General features: G+C 63.0%; 20 protein-coding genes. 19 read left to right on the top strand and 1 reads right to left on the bottom strand.

Features of this window, described 5'->3' with window-relative positions; genetic code table 11:
* From rplX to katG, 17 genes are all read left to right on the top strand, one after another.
* Positions 1–315 carry a 50S ribosomal protein L24 gene (rplX, locus tag N5D30_RS23620; RefSeq protein WP_021702701.1) on the top strand — a complete coding sequence of 105 codons (315 nt, stop codon included), beginning with the start codon at positions 1–3 and terminating at the stop codon, positions 313–315.
* A 19-nt stretch (positions 316–334) separates the two neighbouring features.
* A complete protein-coding gene (gene rplE / locus N5D30_RS23615; protein WP_110683341.1) occupies positions 335–874 on the top strand; it encodes a 50S ribosomal protein L5 in 540 nt (179 codons plus the stop codon).
* Positions 875–888: 14 nt separating this feature from the next.
* Positions 889–1,194, top strand: a complete 306-nt coding sequence (gene rpsN / locus N5D30_RS23610; RefSeq protein ID WP_220811371.1) for a 30S ribosomal protein S14 — start codon at positions 889–891, stop codon at positions 1,192–1,194.
* Between the two features lie 176 nt (positions 1,195–1,370).
* Positions 1,371–1,763: a 30S ribosomal protein S8 gene (rpsH, locus tag N5D30_RS23605; RefSeq protein ID WP_220811372.1), complete on the top strand. Its 393-nt coding sequence runs from the start codon at positions 1,371–1,373 to the stop codon at positions 1,761–1,763.
* Between the two features lie 12 nt (positions 1,764–1,775).
* Complete coding sequence (gene rplF, locus N5D30_RS23600) at positions 1,776–2,309, top strand: 50S ribosomal protein L6 (protein WP_137975148.1); 534 nt, start codon at positions 1,776–1,778, stop codon at positions 2,307–2,309.
* A 10-nt stretch (positions 2,310–2,319) separates the two neighbouring features.
* Positions 2,320–2,670 carry a 50S ribosomal protein L18 gene (gene rplR / locus N5D30_RS23595; protein ID WP_021702696.1) on the top strand — a complete coding sequence of 117 codons (351 nt, stop codon included), beginning with the start codon at positions 2,320–2,322 and terminating at the stop codon, positions 2,668–2,670.
* A 3-nt stretch (positions 2,671–2,673) separates the two neighbouring features.
* Positions 2,674–3,204, top strand: a complete 531-nt coding sequence (gene rpsE / locus N5D30_RS23590) for a 30S ribosomal protein S5 (protein WP_076426758.1) — start codon at positions 2,674–2,676, stop codon at positions 3,202–3,204.
* 2 nt (positions 3,205–3,206) lie between these two features.
* Complete coding sequence (gene rpmD, locus N5D30_RS23585; RefSeq protein WP_021702694.1) at positions 3,207–3,383, top strand: 50S ribosomal protein L30; 177 nt, start codon at positions 3,207–3,209, stop codon at positions 3,381–3,383.
* Positions 3,384–3,386: 3 nt separating this feature from the next.
* Entirely contained in the window at positions 3,387–3,821 is a 435-nt protein-coding gene (rplO, locus tag N5D30_RS23580) for a 50S ribosomal protein L15 (protein ID WP_220811373.1), read from the top strand.
* Positions 3,822–5,150, top strand: a complete 1,329-nt coding sequence (secY, locus tag N5D30_RS23575; RefSeq protein ID WP_220811374.1) for a preprotein translocase subunit SecY — start codon at positions 3,822–3,824, stop codon at positions 5,148–5,150. It begins immediately after the preceding gene.
* Between the two features lie 31 nt (positions 5,151–5,181).
* Positions 5,182–5,298, top strand: a complete 117-nt coding sequence (gene rpmJ, locus N5D30_RS23570) for a 50S ribosomal protein L36 (RefSeq protein ID WP_043217073.1) — start codon at positions 5,182–5,184, stop codon at positions 5,296–5,298.
* 133 nt (positions 5,299–5,431) lie between these two features.
* Positions 5,432–5,788 (top strand): 30S ribosomal protein S13, encoded by a 357-nt coding sequence (gene rpsM / locus N5D30_RS23565; RefSeq protein ID WP_220811375.1) that lies wholly within the window; start codon positions 5,432–5,434, stop codon positions 5,786–5,788.
* 30 nt (positions 5,789–5,818) lie between these two features.
* On the top strand, positions 5,819–6,208 hold the full coding sequence (gene rpsK, locus N5D30_RS23560) for a 30S ribosomal protein S11 (RefSeq protein ID WP_021702690.1): 390 nt from the start codon (positions 5,819–5,821) through the stop codon (positions 6,206–6,208).
* 16 nt (positions 6,209–6,224) lie between these two features.
* Positions 6,225–6,845 carry a 30S ribosomal protein S4 gene (gene rpsD, locus N5D30_RS23555; RefSeq protein WP_220811376.1) on the top strand — a complete coding sequence of 207 codons (621 nt, stop codon included), beginning with the start codon at positions 6,225–6,227 and terminating at the stop codon, positions 6,843–6,845.
* A 22-nt stretch (positions 6,846–6,867) separates the two neighbouring features.
* A complete protein-coding gene (gene rpoA, locus N5D30_RS23550; RefSeq protein WP_043310325.1) occupies positions 6,868–7,869 on the top strand; it encodes a DNA-directed RNA polymerase subunit alpha in 1,002 nt (333 codons plus the stop codon).
* A 45-nt stretch (positions 7,870–7,914) separates the two neighbouring features.
* Positions 7,915–8,304 (top strand): 50S ribosomal protein L17, encoded by a 390-nt coding sequence (gene rplQ / locus N5D30_RS23545; protein WP_021702687.1) that lies wholly within the window; start codon positions 7,915–7,917, stop codon positions 8,302–8,304.
* 178 nt (positions 8,305–8,482) lie between these two features.
* Positions 8,483–10,762 carry a catalase/peroxidase HPI gene (gene katG, locus N5D30_RS23540; RefSeq protein WP_279910940.1) on the top strand — a complete coding sequence of 760 codons (2,280 nt, stop codon included), beginning with the start codon at positions 8,483–8,485 and terminating at the stop codon, positions 10,760–10,762.
* Positions 10,763–10,807: 45 nt separating this feature from the next.
* On the opposite strand, the gene uvrA is transcribed toward katG, so the two are convergent.
* Positions 10,808–13,642: an excinuclease ABC subunit UvrA gene (gene uvrA / locus N5D30_RS23535; RefSeq protein ID WP_279904255.1), complete on the bottom strand. Its 2,835-nt coding sequence runs from the start codon at positions 13,640–13,642 to the stop codon at positions 10,808–10,810.
* Between the two features lie 393 nt (positions 13,643–14,035).
* Between uvrA and N5D30_RS23530 the strand changes: the two genes are divergently transcribed.
* Positions 14,036–15,430, top strand: a complete 1,395-nt coding sequence (locus N5D30_RS23530; protein ID WP_279904254.1) for an MFS transporter — start codon at positions 14,036–14,038, stop codon at positions 15,428–15,430.
* 9 nt (positions 15,431–15,439) lie between these two features.
* Positions 15,440–15,934, top strand: coding sequence for a single-stranded DNA-binding protein (locus tag N5D30_RS23525; RefSeq protein ID WP_220811380.1), 495 nt, complete (start codon positions 15,440–15,442; stop codon positions 15,932–15,934).
* The last annotated feature ends 84 nt before the right edge of the window (positions 15,935–16,018 follow it).

Genomic DNA, 16,018 nt, shown 5'->3' with positions numbered 1-16,018 from the left:
ATGCAAAAGATTCGTCGTGACGACGAGATCATCGTCATCGCCGGCAAAGACAAGGGCAAGCGTGGCAAGGTGCTGAAAGTGCTGGCTGACGATCGTCTGATCGTCGGCGGCATCAACCTCGTCAAGCGTCATACCAAACCGAACCCGATGGCTGGTGTTCAGGGCGGTATCGTCGAGAAAGAGGCGCCGCTGCACGTTTCCAACGTCGCCATCTTCAACGGTGAAACCAACAAGGCTGACCGCGTTGGCTTCAAAGTCGAAGACGGCAAGAAAATTCGTGTCTTCAAGTCCACCCAAAAGCCGGTTGGCGCTTGAGAATCATAGGTAAAACACCATGGCACGACTGAAAGAGATTTACCGGAAGGAAATCGCGCCCAAGCTGAAGGAAGAACTGCAGCTGGCCAACGTGATGGAAGTTCCGCGCGTTACCAAAATCACCCTGAACATGGGTCTTGGCGAAGCGATCGGTGACAAGAAGATCATCGAGAACGCCGTTGCCGACCTGGAAAAGATCACCGGTCAAAAGCCCGTCGTGACCTTCGCCCGCAAGTCCATTGCCGGCTTCAAGGTTCGTGAGGGCTGGCCGATCGGTGTCAAGGTGACTCTGCGTCGCGATCGTATGTACGAGTTCCTGGATCGCCTGCTCTCCATCTCCCTGCCGCGCGTGCGTGACTTCCGCGGCCTGAATGCCAAGTCCTTCGATGGTCGTGGCAACTACAGCATGGGTGTCAAAGAGCAGATCATCTTCCCGGAAATCGATTACGACAAGATCGATGCGCTGCGTGGTCTGGACATCACCCTGACCACCACTGCCCGTACGGACGATGAAGGTCGCGCTCTGCTGCGTGCCTTCAACTTCCCGTTCCGCAACTGATTGGAGTTTGGATCATGGCCAAAATGAGCATGAAGAACCGTGAGCTGAAGCGTCAGCAAACGGTAGCCAAGTACGCCAAGAAGCGTGCCGAGCTGAAAGCTGTCATCGCCAACCCGAACTCCACTCCGGAGCAGCGTTGGGAAGCCCAGATCGCCCTGCAAAAGCAACCGCGTGACGCCAGCGCCAGCCGCCTGCGTAACCGTTGCCGCATCACCGGCCGTCCGCACGGCGTGTACCGCAAGTTCGGCCTCGGCCGTAACAAGCTGCGCGAAGCTGCGATGCGCGGTGATGTGCCGGGTCTGGTGAAAGCCAGCTGGTAAGAAAAAGCGAAGCCGGCCTAGCGCCGGCTTTGTTTTATCGATCAAGCCCCTTTTGGGGCTTGATTCATTTTTGATCGATCTCTAGAATGTCCGGCTCTCCTGAGCCTGGCATTTGCCGAGCTCGAGGATGGTTCCAGCCGAAAGGCTGTTCTTTTTGTATCAGGAGCATCTAGCCCATGAGTATGCAGGACCCGTTAGCGGACATGCTAACTCGTATCCGTAATGCCCAGATGGCTGAAAAGTCGGTAGTAAGCATGCCGTCTTCCAAGCTGAAGGTGGCAGTAGCCAACGTTCTGAAGAATGAAGGTTACATCGCGGGATACCAGGTCAGCAGCGACGCCAAGCCGCAGCTGTCCATCGAGCTGAAGTACTTCGAGGGCCGTCCGGTCATCGAGGAAGTGAAACGCATCAGCCGTCCTGGCCTGCGCCAGTACAAGCCTGTCGATCAGCTGCCGAAAGTTCGCGGCGGTCTGGGCGTTTCCATCGTCTCCACCAACAAAGGTGTGATGACTGATCGCGCTGCACGCGCTGCCGGTGTCGGCGGTGAAGTGCTCTGCACCGTGTTCTAAGGGGGGATAAGCATGTCTCGCGTTGCTAAGAACCCCGTCAAGCTGCCGGCTGGTGTCGAGGTCAAACTCGCAGGCCAACAGCTTTCGATCAAGGGTGCCAAGGGCTCCCTCGAACTGAACGTGCACTCGTCCGTGGAAGTCATCCAGGACGCCGGTGAGCTGCGTTTTGCCGCCCGCAATGGCGATCAGCAGAATCGTGCCATGGCCGGTACCACTCGTGCACTGGTCAACAACATGGTCATTGGCGTGAGCCAAGGCTTCGAGCGCAAGCTGCAGCTGGTCGGTGTGGGCTACAAGGCCCAGGCCAAGGGCCAGGTGCTGAACCTCGCGCTGGGCTTCTCCCATCCGATCGACTACGAACTGCCGCAGGGCGTTACCGCCGAAACCCCCAGCCAGACCGATATCCTGATCAAGGGCATCGACAAGCAGCTGGTTGGTCAGGTGGCTGCGGAGATCCGCGACTTCCGTCGTCCTGAGCCGTACAAAGGCAAAGGTGTGCGTTATTCCGACGAAGTCGTACGTCGCAAAGAAGCTAAGAAGAAGTAGGGCATAGCAAATGAGCGAAAAGAAAGAAACTCGTCTGCGTCGCGCTCGCAAGGCACGCCTGAAAATGCGCGAGCTGGAAACCGTACGCCTCAGCGTGTACCGCTCTTCCCAGCACATCTACGCCCAGGTCATTTCGGCCGACGGCGCCAAGGTTCTGGCCAGCGCCTCGACCCTGGACAAAGAACTGCGTGACGGCGCCACCGGCAACGTCGACGCGGCCAAGAAAGTCGGTCAACTGGTTGCCGAGCGCGCGAAAGCCGCTGGCGTCACCCAGGTGGCGTTCGACCGTTCTGGCTTCAAGTACCACGGCCGTGTGAAAGCGCTGGCTGATGCTGCTCGTGAAGGCGGGCTGGAGTTCTAAGTTATGGCAAATCACGAGCAAAAGCGCGATCGCGACAATCGTGGCGACGATGCCCAGGGCGAAGGCTACATCGAGAAGCTGGTCCAGGTTAACCGCGTTGCCAAGACCGTAAAGGGTGGCCGTATCTTCACCTTCACTGCGCTGACCGTGGTGGGTGATGGTAAAGGTCGCGTCGGTTTCGGCCGCGGCAAGTCCCGCGAAGTGCCGGCCGCCATCCAGAAGGCGATGGAAGCTGCACGTCGCAACATGATTCAGGTCGACCTGAACGGCACCACCCTGCAATACCCGATGAAGTCCGTCCATGGCGCGTCCCACGTGTTCATGCAGCCGGCTTCCGAAGGTACCGGCATCATCGCCGGCGGCGCCATGCGTGCCGTGCTGGAAGTGGCTGGCGTGCAGAACGTTCTGGCCAAGTGCTATGGCTCCACCAACCCGGTGAACGTGGTGTACGCCACCTTCAAGGGTCTGAAGGCCATGCAGTCGCCGGAATCCGTGGCTGCCAAGCGTGGCAAGAGCGTCGAGGAGATCCTCTGATCATGGCTACCGTCAAAGTCACTCTGATCAAGAGCACCAACGGCCGTCTGGCCAACCACAAAGCTTGCGTCAAGGGCCTGGGCCTGCGCCGCATTGGTCACTCCGTGGAAGTTCAGGACACTCCTGAAAACCGCGGCATGATCAACAAGGCTTACTACCTGCTGCGTGTAGAGGGTTAATCCATGCAACTGAACGATCTGCGTTCCGCGCCGGGTGCCCGTCGCGAGAAGCACCGTCCGGGCCGTGGCATCGGTAGCGGCCTGGGCAAGACCGGTGGCCGCGGCCACAAAGGTCAGACCTCCCGTACCGGTGGCTCCATCGCTCCGGGCTTCGAGGGTGGCCAGCAGCCGCTGCACCGTCGTCTGCCGAAGTTCGGCTTCGTTTCCCTGAAAGCCATGGATCGCGCCGAAGTGCGTACCTCCGAGCTGGCCAAGGTGGAAGGCGACGTCGTATCCCTGCAGTCGCTGAAGGATGCCAACGTCATCAACCAGAACGTGCAGCGTGTGAAAGTCATGCTGTCCGGCGAGGTTGGTCGCGCGGTCACCCTGAAAGGTATCGCCGCCACCAAGGGTGCGCGTGCGGCCATCGAAGCAGCTGGCGGTAAGTTCGAGGACTAAATGGCTAAGCAAGGTGCTCTCTCCGCGCTAAGCAATGGCGGGTTGTCCGAGCTCTGGGCTCGACTGCGTTTCCTGTTCCTGGCGATCATCGTCTATCGGATCGGCGCGCACATTCCGGTGCCCGGAATCAACCCTGACCGGCTGGCCGACCTGTTCCGACAGAACGAGGGGACCATTCTTAGCCTGTTCAACATGTTTTCCGGCGGCGCGCTGGAGCGGATGAGCATCTTTGCACTGGGGATCATGCCGTACATCTCGGCCTCGATCATCATGCAGCTGATGACCGCCGTCAGCCCGCAGCTGGAGCAGTTGAAGAAGGAAGGGGAAGCTGGCCGTCGCAAGATCAGCCAGTACACCCGCTACGGCACTCTCGTCCTGGCGATCGTCCAGGCCGTCGGCATGTCCGTCGGCCTGGCCAGCCAGGGCGTCGCATTCTCGGGCGATTTCGGCTTCCACTTCGTGGCGGTGACGACCTTCGTGGCCGGCGCCATGTTCATGATGTGGCTGGGCGAGCAGATCACCGAGCGGGGTGTCGGCAACGGTATCTCGATGCTGATCTTTGCGGGCATCGTGGCCGGCTTGCCGTCGGCGATCGGGCAGTCCTTCGAGTCTGCTCGTCAGGGCGATATCAACATCTTCGCCCTGATCGCCATCGGTCTGCTGGCGGTAGCGATCATCGGTTTCGTGGTGTTCATCGAGCGTGGCCAGCGTCGCATCGCGGTGCACTACGCCAAGCGTCAGCAGGGCCGCAAGGTCTTCGCTGCGCAGACCAGCCACCTGCCGCTGAAGGTGAACATGGCGGGCGTGATCCCGGCCATCTTCGCCAGCAGCATCCTGCTGTTCCCGGCTTCGCTGGGGACCTGGTTCGGCCAGTCCGACGGTCTGGGCTGGCTGCAGGACATTTCGCAGGCGATCGCTCCCGGCCAGCCGTTGAACATTCTGCTGTTTAGTGCAGGGATCATCTTCTTCTGCTTCTTCTACACGGCGCTGATGTTCAACCCGAAAGACGTAGCGGAAAACCTGAAGAAGTCCGGTGCCTTTATTCCGGGCATCCGTCCGGGCGAGCAATCCGCGCGCTATATCGATGGCGTGCTGACCCGCTTGACCATGTTCGGTGCTCTGTACATGACGGCCGTTTGCCTCCTCCCGCAGTTCCTGCAGGTGGCAGCCAACGTACCGTTCTACCTTGGCGGGACCTCGTTGCTGATCGTGGTCGTGGTTGTCATGGACTTTATGGCCCAAGTGCAATCCCACCTCGTGTCTCACCAGTACGAGTCCCTGATGAAGAAAGCCAACCTGAAGGGCTATGGCGGCGGAATGCTCCGCTGACATGGTTTCCGTAAGGTTCTAGGAGTTACTGATGAAAGTTCGTGCATCGGTCAAGAAGCTGTGCCGCAACTGCAAGGTCATCCGTCGCGACGGCGTCGTGCGCGTGATCTGCAGCGCGGAGCCGCGTCACAAGCAGCGCCAAGGCTGAGTGTGAGTCACGCGTAATGAGCCCGGCAGCTAGTGCGCTGCCGGGTTGATTCTTTGTTATTACAGCGCTAATATCGCGCGCCCTATTTCTTGGCTTCCAGGGCGTGGGTAGCTGTCAATTGGAGTTCCACTGAATGGCCCGTATTGCAGGCGTCAACATTCCGGATAACAAGCACACTGTTATCTCGCTGACCTACATCTACGGTGTTGGTCGCACCACTGCGCAGAAAATCTGCGCAACCACCGGTGTCAATCCGGCGGCAAAGATCAAGGATCTCTCTGACGAGCAGATCGAGCAACTGCGTGGCGAAGTCGCGAAGCTCACCACTGAAGGTGACCTGCGTCGCGAAGTCAACATGAAGATCAAGCGTCTGATGGACCTGGGCTGCTACCGCGGTCTGCGTCATCGCCGTGGCCTGCCGGTCCGCGGTCAGCGCACCAAGACCAACGCGCGCACCCGCAAGGGCCCGCGTAAGCCGATCCGCAAGTAATTGCGCCCGCGAATCGACAGGATATAAGTCATGGCTAAGCCAGCTGCTCGTACTCGTAAGAAAGTCAAAAAGACAGTGGTTGATGGGATCGCCCATATCCACGCGTCTTTCAATAACACCATCGTGACCATCACCGACCGTCAGGGCAATGCCCTGTCCTGGGCCACCTCCGGTGGTTCCGGTTTCCGCGGTTCCCGTAAGAGCACCCCGTTCGCTGCCCAGGTGGCTGCCGAGCGTGCCGGTCAGGCTGCTCTGGAATACGGCCTGAAGAACCTCGACGTGAACGTCAAGGGCCCGGGTCCGGGTCGCGAATCCGCTGTGCGTGCTCTGAACGCCTGCGGCTACAAAATCGCCAGCATCACCGACGTGACGCCTATCCCGCACAACGGGTGCCGTCCGCCGAAGAAGCGTCGCGTGTAATAGGAGACAGTGAAGAATGGCTCGTTACATTGGTCCCAAGTGCAAACTGTCTCGTCGTGAAGGCACCGATCTCTTCCTGAAGAGTGGTGCGCGCGCGCTCGAATCCAAGTGCAACATCGAAGCGGCTCCCGGCCAGCACGGCGCTCGCCGTGGCCGTCAGTCCGACTACGGTACCCAGCTGCGTGAGAAGCAGAAAGTCCGTCGTATCTACGGCGTGCTGGAGCGTCAGTTCAGTGGCTACTACAAGGAAGCTGCCCGTCGCAAGGGCGCTACCGGCGAGAACCTGCTGCAACTGCTGGAATGCCGCCTGGACAACGTGGTTTACCGCATGGGCTTTGGTGCCACTCGCGCCGAATCCCGCCAGCTGGTATCGCACAAAGCCATCACCGTGAACGGTTCGACCGTGAACGTCCCGTCCTACCAGATCAAGGCTGGTGACGTGGTTGCGGTTCGCGAAAAGGCCAAGAACCAGCTGCGCGTTGCCCAGGCTCTCGACCTGTGCGCCCAGCGTGGTCGCGTTGAGTGGGTTGAAGTAGATGCTGAGAAGAAATCCGGCGTGTTCAAAAGCGTTCCGGTTCGCGGCGATCTGTCCTCCGACATCAACGAAAGCCTGATTGTCGAGCTCTACTCCAAGTAAGGGCTAGAAAATAGGTGCATCCATGCAGATTTCGGTAAATGAGTTCCTGACCCCCCGTCATATCGACGTTCAGGCGGTCAGTTCGACCCGCGCCAAGATCACCCTCGAGCCCCTCGAGCGTGGTTTTGGCCATACCCTGGGCAACGCGCTGCGTCGCATCCTGTTGTCCTCCATGCCTGGCTGTGCAGTAGTCGAGGCCGAGATCGACGGCGTACTCCACGAGTACTCCGCCATCGAAGGTGTGCAGGAAGATGTGATCGAGATCCTGCTCAACCTGAAAGGCCTGGCCATCAAGCTGCACGGTCGTGACGAAGTCACCCTGACTCTGGCCAAGAAGGGCTCGGGTGTGGTCACTGCTGCCGATATCCAGCTGGATCACGACGTCGAGATCGTCAATGGCGATCACGTAATCGCCAACCTGGCGGACAACGGCGCTCTGAACATGAAACTCACCGTGCGTCGTGGCCGTGGCTACGAGCCGGCTGATGCCCGTCAGAGCGATGAAGACGAAAGCCGTAGCATCGGTCGTCTGCAACTGGACTCCTCGTTCAGCCCGGTCCGTCGTGTTGCCTACGTGGTGGAAAACGCCCGTGTCGAGCAGCGTACCAACCTGGACAAGCTGGTCATCGACCTGGAAACCAACGGCACCCTGGACCCTGAAGAGGCCATCCGTCGTGCCGCGACCATCCTCCAGCACCAGCTGGCGGCCTTCGTTGATCTGAAGGGCGACAGTGAGCCGGTAGTGGTCGAGCAGGAAGACGAGATCGATCCGATCCTCCTGCGTCCGGTCGACGACCTCGAGCTGACCGTACGTTCGGCCAACTGCCTGAAGGCGGAGAACATCTACTACATCGGTGATCTGATCCAGCGCACCGAAGTAGAGCTGCTCAAGACGCCGAACCTGGGCAAGAAGTCCCTGACCGAGATCAAGGACGTTCTGGCCTCCCGTGGTCTGTCCCTCGGTATGCGCCTCGACAACTGGCCGCCGGCAAGTCTGAAGAAGGACGACAAGGCTACTGCCTGATCGTCCGTAATCACCGAACCGAAAGTTTGGTAAGGAATTTCAATCATGCGTCATCGTAAAAGTGGCCGTCACCTGAGCCGCACCAGCGCCCACCGCAAGGCCATGTTCCAGAACATGGCGGTGTCGCTGTTCGAACACGAACTGATCAAGACCACCCTGCCGAAAGCCAAGGAACTGCGCCGCGTTGCCGAGCCGCTGATCACCCTGGCCAAGGTAGACAGCGTTGCCAACCGTCGTCTGGCCTTCGACCGTACCCGTTCGAAAGCCATCGTCGGCAAGCTGTTCAACGATCTGGGCAAGCGCTACGCCACCCGTCAGGGCGGCTACCTGCGCATCCTGAAGTGCGGCTTCCGCGCTGGCGACAACGCCCCCATGGCGTACGTCGAGCTGGTTGACCGTCAGGTCGCTGGCGAAGCCGTAGAAGCTGCTGAATAAGCTGTTTCTGCTGTACAAGAAACCGGGCCTGGCGCCCGGTTTTTTGTTGCCACATGAAAGCTTTAAGCTATCGATCTGTTCGACTCAATAAATTGGTTGGATCGACTGCTCTCTTCTAGACTTTTCCCATCACTGGCCACGAGGCCAGCCGATCAAAGGCTGATGAGGAGAAGAAAAAATGGAGCAGAAGAGCGAAGGCAAGTGCCCGTTCTCGGGCGACACCATCCCCAAACACACCGCCGGTGGCGGTACGGCGAATCGCGACTGGTGGCCGAACCAGCTGCGCGTGGACCTGCTGAGCCAGCATTCGTCGAAGTCCAACCCGCTGGGGGAAACATTCGATTACGCCAAGGCCTTCGGCAGCCTCGACCTGGATGCGCTGAAGCAGGACCTCAAGGCCTTGATGACCGATTCCCAGGACTGGTGGCCCGCCGACTTCGGCCACTACGGCCCGTTGTTCATCCGCATGGCCTGGCACAGCGCCGGCACCTACCGTACCGGTGACGGCCGTGGTGGCGCCGGCCGTGGCCAGCAGCGCTTCGCCCCGCTCAACAGCTGGCCGGACAACGTCAGCCTGGACAAGGCGCGCCGCCTGCTGTGGCCGATCAAGCAGAAGTACGGCCAGAGCATCTCCTGGGCCGACCTGCTGATCCTCACCGGTAACGTCGCCCTCGAGTCGATGGGCTTCAAGACCTTCGGCTTCGCTGGCGGCCGCGAAGACACCTGGGAGCCGGATCAGGACCTCTACTGGGGCACCGAGACCACCTGGCTGGGTGGCGACGCGCGCTACGGCAAGGGCGGCGAAGGCACCCTGGTGGCCGAGCCCGCGTTGCACGGCAACGAACAGGATCGTACCGACAGCCAGGGTCGTAACCTCGAAGACCCGCTGGCCGCCGTGCAGATGGGCCTGATCTACGTGAACCCGGAAGGCCCGGAGGGCAATCCCGACCCTATCGCCGCTGCCCACGACATTCGCGAGACCTTCGCGCGCATGGCGATGAACGACGAGGAAACCGTGGCCCTGATCGCCGGCGGCCACACCTTCGGCAAGACCCACGGTGCCGGTCCGGCCGACAATGTGGGCGCCGAGCCGGAAGCCGCCGACCTGGAGCAGCAGGGCCTGGGCTGGAGTAACGCGTTCGGCAGCGGCAAGGGTGGCGACACCATCACCAGCGGCCTGGAAGTGACCTGGACCACCACGCCGACCAAGTGGAGCAACAACTTCTTCTGGAACCTGTTCGGCTACGAGTGGGAACTGACCAAGAGCCCTGCCGGCGCGCACCAGTGGAAGCCCAAGCACGGCATGGGCGAGGGCACGGTGCCGGATGCGCACGACGGCGCCAAGCGCCACGCCCCGGCCATGCTGACTACCGATCTGTCGCTGCGCTTCGACCCCGTCTACGAGAAGATCTCCCGCCGCTTCATGGAGAACCCCGATCAGTTCGCCGACGCCTTCGCCCGCGCCTGGTTCAAGCTCACCCACCGCGACATGGGGCCGCGCTCCCGTTACCTGGGCCCGGAAGTCCCGGCCGAGGAGCTGATCTGGCAGGACCCGATCCCGGCGGTCGACCATGCCCTGGTCGACGAGCAGGACGTCGCGGCGCTCAAGGCCAAGGTGCTGGCCTCCGGCCTGTCGGTGTCCGAACTGGTCGGCACCGCCTGGGCTTCGGCCTCGACCTTCCGCGGCTCGGACAAGCGCGGCGGCGCCAATGGTGCGCGCATCCGCCTGGCACCGCAGAAGGACTGGGCCGCCAACCAGCCGGAACAGCTGGCCAGCGTGCTGCAGGTGCTGGAAGGCATCCAGGGAGAGTTCAACGCGGCGCAGGCGGGTGGCAAGAAAATCTCGCTGGCCGACCTGATCGTGCTGGCCGGTTCGGCGGGCATCGAGCAGGCGGCGAAGAGCGCAGGCCATGAGCTGAGCGTGCCCTTCGCCCCGGGGCGGATGGATGCTTCCCAGGAGCAGACCGACGTCGAGGCCATGGCCGTGCTCGAACCCATCGCCGACGGTTTCCGCAACTTCCTCAAGGGTCGTTACCGGATACCGGCCGAGGCGCTGCTGATCGACAAGGCGCAGCTGCTGACCCTGACCGCACCGGAGCTGACGGTACTGCTCGGCGGCCTGCGGGCGATCAACATCAACGTCGGTGGCGAGCAGACCGGGGTGTTCACCTCGCGCCCTGGTAGCCTGAGCAACGACTTCTTCACTCACCTGCTCGACATGGGCACGGCGTGGAAGCCGGTGTCGGAGGATCGCCAGGTGTTCGAAGGCCGTGATCGCCAGACCGGCGAAGTGAAGTGGATCGGATCGCGCGTCGACCTGGTGTTCGGCTCCAACTCGGTGCTGCGCGCGGTGGCCGAGGTGTATGCCGGCCCGGCTGGCGAGGCGAAGTTCCTCGAGGACTTCGTCGCCGCCTGGACCAAGGTGATGAACCTGGATCGTTTCGACCTGGCGGCCTGAGGCCCGTAGCAAGGAAAAGCCCCGCAACCGCGGGGCTTTTTCGTTTCAGGCGTGATCGCGTTCCAGCAGCGGCTTGAGGAAGTGGCCGGTGTGCGACGCCTTGTTCGCCGCGACCTCCTCGGGCGTGCCGGTGGCGATGATCATGCCGCCCTTGGAGCCGCCCTCGGGGCCGAGGTCGACCAGCCAGTCGGCAGTCTTGATCACGTCCAGGTTGTGCTCGATCACCACCACGGTGTTGCCGTGGTCGCGCAGGCGGTGCAGCACGTCGAGCAGTTGCTGGATATCGGCGAAGTGCAGCCCTGTCGTAGGTTCATCGAGGATATACAGGGTCTTGCCGGTATCGCGCTTGGACAGCTCGCGGCTCAGCTTGACCCGCTGCGCCTCGCCGCCCGACAGCGTGGTCGCGCTCTGGCCCAGCTTGATGTAGGACAGGCCGACGTCGACCAGGGTCTGCAGCTTGCGCGCCAGGGCCGGCACGGCATCGAAGAACTCGCGGGCTTCCTCGATGGTCATGTCGAGCACCTCGGTGATGCTCTTGCCCTTGTACTTCACTTCCAGGGTCTCGCGGTTGTAGCGCTTGCCCTTGCACACGTCGCACGGCACGTAGATGTCTGGCAGGAAGTGCATTTCCACCTTGATGACGCCGTCGCCCTGGCAGGCTTCGCAGCGGCCGCCCTTGACGTTGAAGCTGAAGCGCCCCGGGCCATAGCCGCGCGAGCGCGACTCCGGCACGCCGGCGAACAGTTCGCGGATCGGGGTGAACAGGCCGGTGTAGGTCGCGGGATTCGAGCGTGGCGTGCGGCCGATCGGGCTCTGGTCGATGTCGACCACCTTGTCCAGGTGCTGCAGGCCGTCGAACGAATCGTGGGCGGCGGCTTCCAGGGTGGTGGCGCCGTTCAGCGCGGTGGCGGCCAGCGGGAACAGGGTGTTGTTGATCAGCGTCGACTTGCCCGAGCCGGACACGCCGGTGACGCAGGTGAGCAGGCCGACCGGAATCTCCAGGTCGACGTTGCGCAGGTTGTTGCCGCGAGCGCCCTTGAGCTTCAGCGACTTCTTCTTGTCGCGGGCGGTGCGCTTCGCCGGATAGCGGATCTTCTCGCGGCCGGAGAGGTACTTGCCGGTCAGCGAGTCGGGGTGGTTCATCACCTCGTCCGGGGTGCCCTCGGCGACCACGCGGCCACCGTGCACGCCGGCGCCGGGGCCGATGTCGACCACGTAGTCGGCCAGGCGGATGGCGTCCTCGTCGTGCTCGACCACGATCACCGTGTTGCCCAGGTTGCGCAGGTGGGTGAGGGTGCCGAGCAGGCGCTCGTTGTCGCGCTGGTGCAGGCCGATGGAGGGCTCGTCGAGGATGTACATGACGCCCACCAGGCCGGCGCCGATCTGGCTGGCCAGGCGGATGCGCTGGGCCTCGCCACCGGACAGGGTGTCGGCGCTGCGATCCAGGGTCAGGTAGTCGAGGCCGACGTTGACCAGGAACTGCAGGCGCTCGCGGATCTCCTTGAGGATCTTCTCGGCGATCTCGCCGCGACGGCCGGTCAGGTGCATGCCGCCGAAGTAGTCGCAGGCATCGCCGACCGGCAGCCCGGTCACGGCCGGCAGGGTACGGTCGCCCACCCACACGTGGCGCGACTCGCGGCGCAGGCGGGTGCCGCGGCAGTCCGGGCAGGGCTGGGTGCTGAGGAACTTGGCCAGTTCCTCGCGCACGGTGGCCGACTCGGTCTCGCGGTAGCGTCGTTCCAGGTTGGGGATGATGCCCTCGAACGGGTGCGAGCGCTTGACGATGTCGCCGCGGTCGTTGAGGTACTTGAAGTCGACGTTTTCCTTGCCGCTGCCGAACAGGATGACCTTCTGGTGTTCGGCGGCCAGGTCGTCGAACGGCTCTTCCAGGCTGAAACCGTAGTGCGCGGCCAGCGAGCCGAGCATCTGGAAGTAGTAGACGTTGCGCCGGTCCCAGCCACGGATGGCGCCCTCGGCCAGGGTCAGCTCGCCGTTGACCAGGCGCTTGGCGTCGAAGAACTGCTTCACGCCCAGGCCATCGCAGGTCGGGCAGGCGCCGGCCGGGTTGTTGAAGGAGAACAGCTTGGGTTCCAGCTCGCTGATCGAGTGGCCGCAATGCGGGCAGGCGAAGCGCGCGGAGAAAATGATCTCGTCGCCGACTTCATCGTCCATGGGCGCGACCAGGGCGATGCCGTCGGCCAGGTTGATGGCGGTCTCGAAGGATTCGGCCAGGCGCTGCTGCAGGTCCTCGCGTACCTTGAAGCGGTCCACCACCACGTCGATGGAGTGCTTCTTCTGCTTGTCCAGCTTGGGCAGCTCATCCAGTTCGTAGAGCTTGCCGTTGACCCGGGCGCGGACGAAGCCCTGGGCGCGCAGCTCGTCGAACACCGCCAGGTGCTCGCCCTTGCGCTCGCGGATCACCGGGGCCAGCAGCATCAGCTTGCGGCCTTCGGGCAGGGCCAGCACCTGGTCGACCATCTGGCTGACGGTCTGCGCCTCCAGTGGCACGTCGTGGTCCGGGCAGCGCGGGATGCCGACGCGGGCGTAGAGCAGGCGCAGGTAGTCGTAGATCTCGGTGATGGTGCCGACGGTCGAGCGCGGGTTGTGCGAGGTCGACTTCTGCTCGATGGAGATGGCCGGCGACAGGCCTTCGATGGTGTCGACGTCGGGCTTCTCCATCATCGACAGGAACTGCCGGGCGTAGGCCGACAGGGACTCGACGTAGCGGCGCTGGCCCTCGGCGTAGAGGGTATCGAAGGCCAGCGACGACTTACCCGAGCCGGACAGGCCGGTGATCACGATCAGCTTGTCGCGCGGCAGGGTCAGGTCGATGTTTTTCAGGTTATGGGTACGGGCGCCACGAATCAGAATCTTGTCCACTTAGGGAACCTCTAAAAGCTACCTGCGTTGCCATCGCTGCGTTAAAAGCACGCTCAGAATGCTCATTTACTACTCGTAAACTGCGCTTCTGACTCACTACGTTCGCCCTGCGGGCCAGCCTATGGCTGTTACTCCGCTGCGCTACGTTTCGCCTGCTTTTGCCTTGCGCTGGCGGCCTCGCCAACGCTTTTAGAGGCTCCCTACTGCAGCCTCGCAGGTGGCGGGCGGAAACGAAGCAGTATACGGCCGCGCCCTGCCACGCGGCAAAGCGCCGAGGTGCCGAAAATGCGGCCCCCGGTGCGACGTTCTGTACGGACTGCGCATGCCGACAAAACGTCTACAGGCCCTGTCATGACTGATAGAATCGCCGGCCTCTTTGTTCAGGGTTTTTCCATGCACGATCCGCACAGCGAACGCATGAGCGCCAGGGAAACGCGCGCCGCCGGTGGCCTGGCGCTGGTGTTCGCCTTCCGCATGCTGGGCATGTTCATGGTCCTGCCGGTGCTGGCCACCTACGGCACCGACCTGGCCGGCGCGACCCCGGCGCTGATCGGCCTGGCCATCGGCGCCTACGGTCTGACCCAGGCTGTGCTGCAGATTCCCTTCGGTGTGATCTCCGACCGCATCGGCCGCCTGCCGGTGATCTACCTCGGCCTGCTGGTGTTCGCCGCTGGCGCTGTGGTGGCGGCCAATGCCGACTCCATCTGGGGCGTGATCGCTGGCCGCGTGCTGCAGGGCGCCGGGGCCATCTCGGCGGCGGTGATGGCGCTGCTGTCGGACCTGACCCGCGAGCAGCACCGGACCAAGGCCATGGCCATGATCGGCATGAGCATCGGCCTGTCGTTCGCCGTGGCCATGGTGATCGGGCCGCTGCTGACCCGTGCCTTCGGCCTGTCCGGGTTGTTCTGGGCCACCGCCGGCATGGCGCTGGTGGGCATGCTGATCATCGCTGTCTTCGTGCCGCGCGCCTCCAGCGCCCTGCAGCACCGCGAGTCCGGGGTGGCGCGCCAGGCGCTGCTGCCGACCCTGCGCAACGGCGAGCTGCTGCGCCTGAACCTGGGCATCGGCGTGCTGCACGCGATCCTCATGGCCAGCTTCGTGGTGCTGCCGCTGGCGCTGGTGGACCAGGGTGGCCTGCCCAAGGAAGAGCACTGGTGGGTCTACCTCAGCGCCCTGCTGGTCGGCTTCTTCGGCATGGTGCCGTTCATCATCTATGGCGAGAAGAAACGCCGGATGAAGCGGGTGCTGTGCGGCGCGGTGGCGGCGCTGGTGCTCTGCGAGCTGTACTTCTGGGGCTTCGGCCACAGCCTCACGGCGCTGGTGCTGGGCTTCATCCTGTTCTTCACCGCCTTCAACCTGCTGGAGGCCTCGCTGCCCTCGCTGGTGAGCAAGGTGGCGCCGGCCGGTGGCAAGGGCACGGCGATGGGCGTTTACTCCACCAGCCAGTTCCTCGGCGCCGCCGTGGGCGGCATTCTCGGCGGCTGGCTGTACCAGCACGGCGGGCTCGCCCTGGTGTTCGTCGGCTGTGCGGTGCTGGGGGTTTTCTGGCTGCTGGCAGCTGCTACTATGCGCGAGCCGCCTTATGTGACCAGCCTGCGCCGGCCCCTCGCGGCCGAAGCCGTCGCCGATGGCGCGCTGGTGGGGCGCCTCCTCGCGATACCCGGTGTCAGCGACGCCGTCGTGGTGGCCGAGGAGGCCGCGTTGTACATCAAAGTGGATACCCAACAACTGGACCGCGCGTTGCTCGAGCGAGTGCTCGAAGAGGCCGCGGGGACGCATTCAGCTTAGGAGAACGAAATGGCCCGTGGGGTTAACAAAGTCATTCTGATCGGCAACGTCGGCGGCGACCCGGAAACCCGTTATCTGCCCAATGGCAACGCGGTGACCAACATCACCCTGGCCACTACCGACAGCTGGAAGGACAAGCAGACCGGCCAGCAGCAGGACCGCACCGAATGGCACCGCGTGGTGTTCTTCGGCAAGCTCGCCGAGATCGCCGGCGAGTACCTGCGCAAGGGCTCGCAGTGCTATGTGGAAGGCCGCCTGCAGACTCGCGAGTGGGAGAAGGACGGCGTCAAGCGCTACACCACCGAGATCGTGGTCGACATGAACGGCACCCTGCAGCTGCTCGGCAGCCGCGGCGGCAACAACGAAGGCGGCGGCGACTACGCCCCGCGCCAGCAGCAGTCGCGCCCGGCTCCGCAGCAGGCCGCGCCGCGTCCGGCGCCGCAACCGGCCGCCCAGCAGCCGGCCCCGGACTACGACAGCTTCGACGACGACATTCCGTTCTAAGTCGCGAGCGCCTTGAAAAGGCCCAGCCACACGACCGTGCGGCTGGGCCTTTTCGTTTGGCTATGTCTGAGTTGACTGTTGTCG

The organism is Pseudomonas sp. GD03875 (assembly GCF_029840585.1).
Taxonomy (GTDB): domain Bacteria; phylum Pseudomonadota; class Gammaproteobacteria; order Pseudomonadales; family Pseudomonadaceae; genus Aquipseudomonas; species Aquipseudomonas paralcaligenes.
Note: the sequence above shows the minus strand (reverse complement) of the source record. Positions and strands in the feature narration are given on the sequence as shown.

Excerpts from the sequence above, each read along its gene's own strand:
- rplX (WP_021702701.1), top strand. The coding sequence starts at position 1 with ATGCAAAAGATTCGTCGTGACGACGAGATCATCGTCATCGCCGGCAAA.
- rplE (WP_110683341.1), top strand. The coding sequence starts at position 335 with ATGGCACGACTGAAAGAGATTTACCGGAAGGAAATCGCGCCCAAGCTG.
- rpsN (WP_220811371.1), top strand. The coding sequence starts at position 889 with ATGGCCAAAATGAGCATGAAGAACCGTGAGCTGAAGCGTCAGCAAACG.
- rpsH (WP_220811372.1), top strand. The coding sequence starts at position 1,371 with ATGAGTATGCAGGACCCGTTAGCGGACATGCTAACTCGTATCCGTAAT.
- rplF (WP_137975148.1), top strand. The coding sequence starts at position 1,776 with ATGTCTCGCGTTGCTAAGAACCCCGTCAAGCTGCCGGCTGGTGTCGAG.
- rplR (WP_021702696.1), top strand. The coding sequence starts at position 2,320 with ATGAGCGAAAAGAAAGAAACTCGTCTGCGTCGCGCTCGCAAGGCACGC.
- rpsE (WP_076426758.1), top strand. The coding sequence starts at position 2,674 with ATGGCAAATCACGAGCAAAAGCGCGATCGCGACAATCGTGGCGACGAT.
- rpmD (WP_021702694.1), top strand. The coding sequence starts at position 3,207 with ATGGCTACCGTCAAAGTCACTCTGATCAAGAGCACCAACGGCCGTCTG.
- rplO (WP_220811373.1), top strand. The coding sequence starts at position 3,387 with ATGCAACTGAACGATCTGCGTTCCGCGCCGGGTGCCCGTCGCGAGAAG.
- secY (WP_220811374.1), top strand. The coding sequence starts at position 3,822 with ATGGCTAAGCAAGGTGCTCTCTCCGCGCTAAGCAATGGCGGGTTGTCC.
- rpmJ (WP_043217073.1), top strand. The coding sequence starts at position 5,182 with ATGAAAGTTCGTGCATCGGTCAAGAAGCTGTGCCGCAACTGCAAGGTC.
- rpsM (WP_220811375.1), top strand. The coding sequence starts at position 5,432 with ATGGCCCGTATTGCAGGCGTCAACATTCCGGATAACAAGCACACTGTT.
- rpsK (WP_021702690.1), top strand. The coding sequence starts at position 5,819 with ATGGCTAAGCCAGCTGCTCGTACTCGTAAGAAAGTCAAAAAGACAGTG.
- rpsD (WP_220811376.1), top strand. The coding sequence starts at position 6,225 with ATGGCTCGTTACATTGGTCCCAAGTGCAAACTGTCTCGTCGTGAAGGC.
- rpoA (WP_043310325.1), top strand. The coding sequence starts at position 6,868 with ATGCAGATTTCGGTAAATGAGTTCCTGACCCCCCGTCATATCGACGTT.
- rplQ (WP_021702687.1), top strand. The coding sequence starts at position 7,915 with ATGCGTCATCGTAAAAGTGGCCGTCACCTGAGCCGCACCAGCGCCCAC.
- katG (WP_279910940.1), top strand. The coding sequence starts at position 8,483 with ATGGAGCAGAAGAGCGAAGGCAAGTGCCCGTTCTCGGGCGACACCATC.
- N5D30_RS23530 (WP_279904254.1), top strand. The coding sequence starts at position 14,036 with ATGCACGATCCGCACAGCGAACGCATGAGCGCCAGGGAAACGCGCGCC.
- N5D30_RS23525 (WP_220811380.1), top strand. The coding sequence starts at position 15,440 with ATGGCCCGTGGGGTTAACAAAGTCATTCTGATCGGCAACGTCGGCGGC.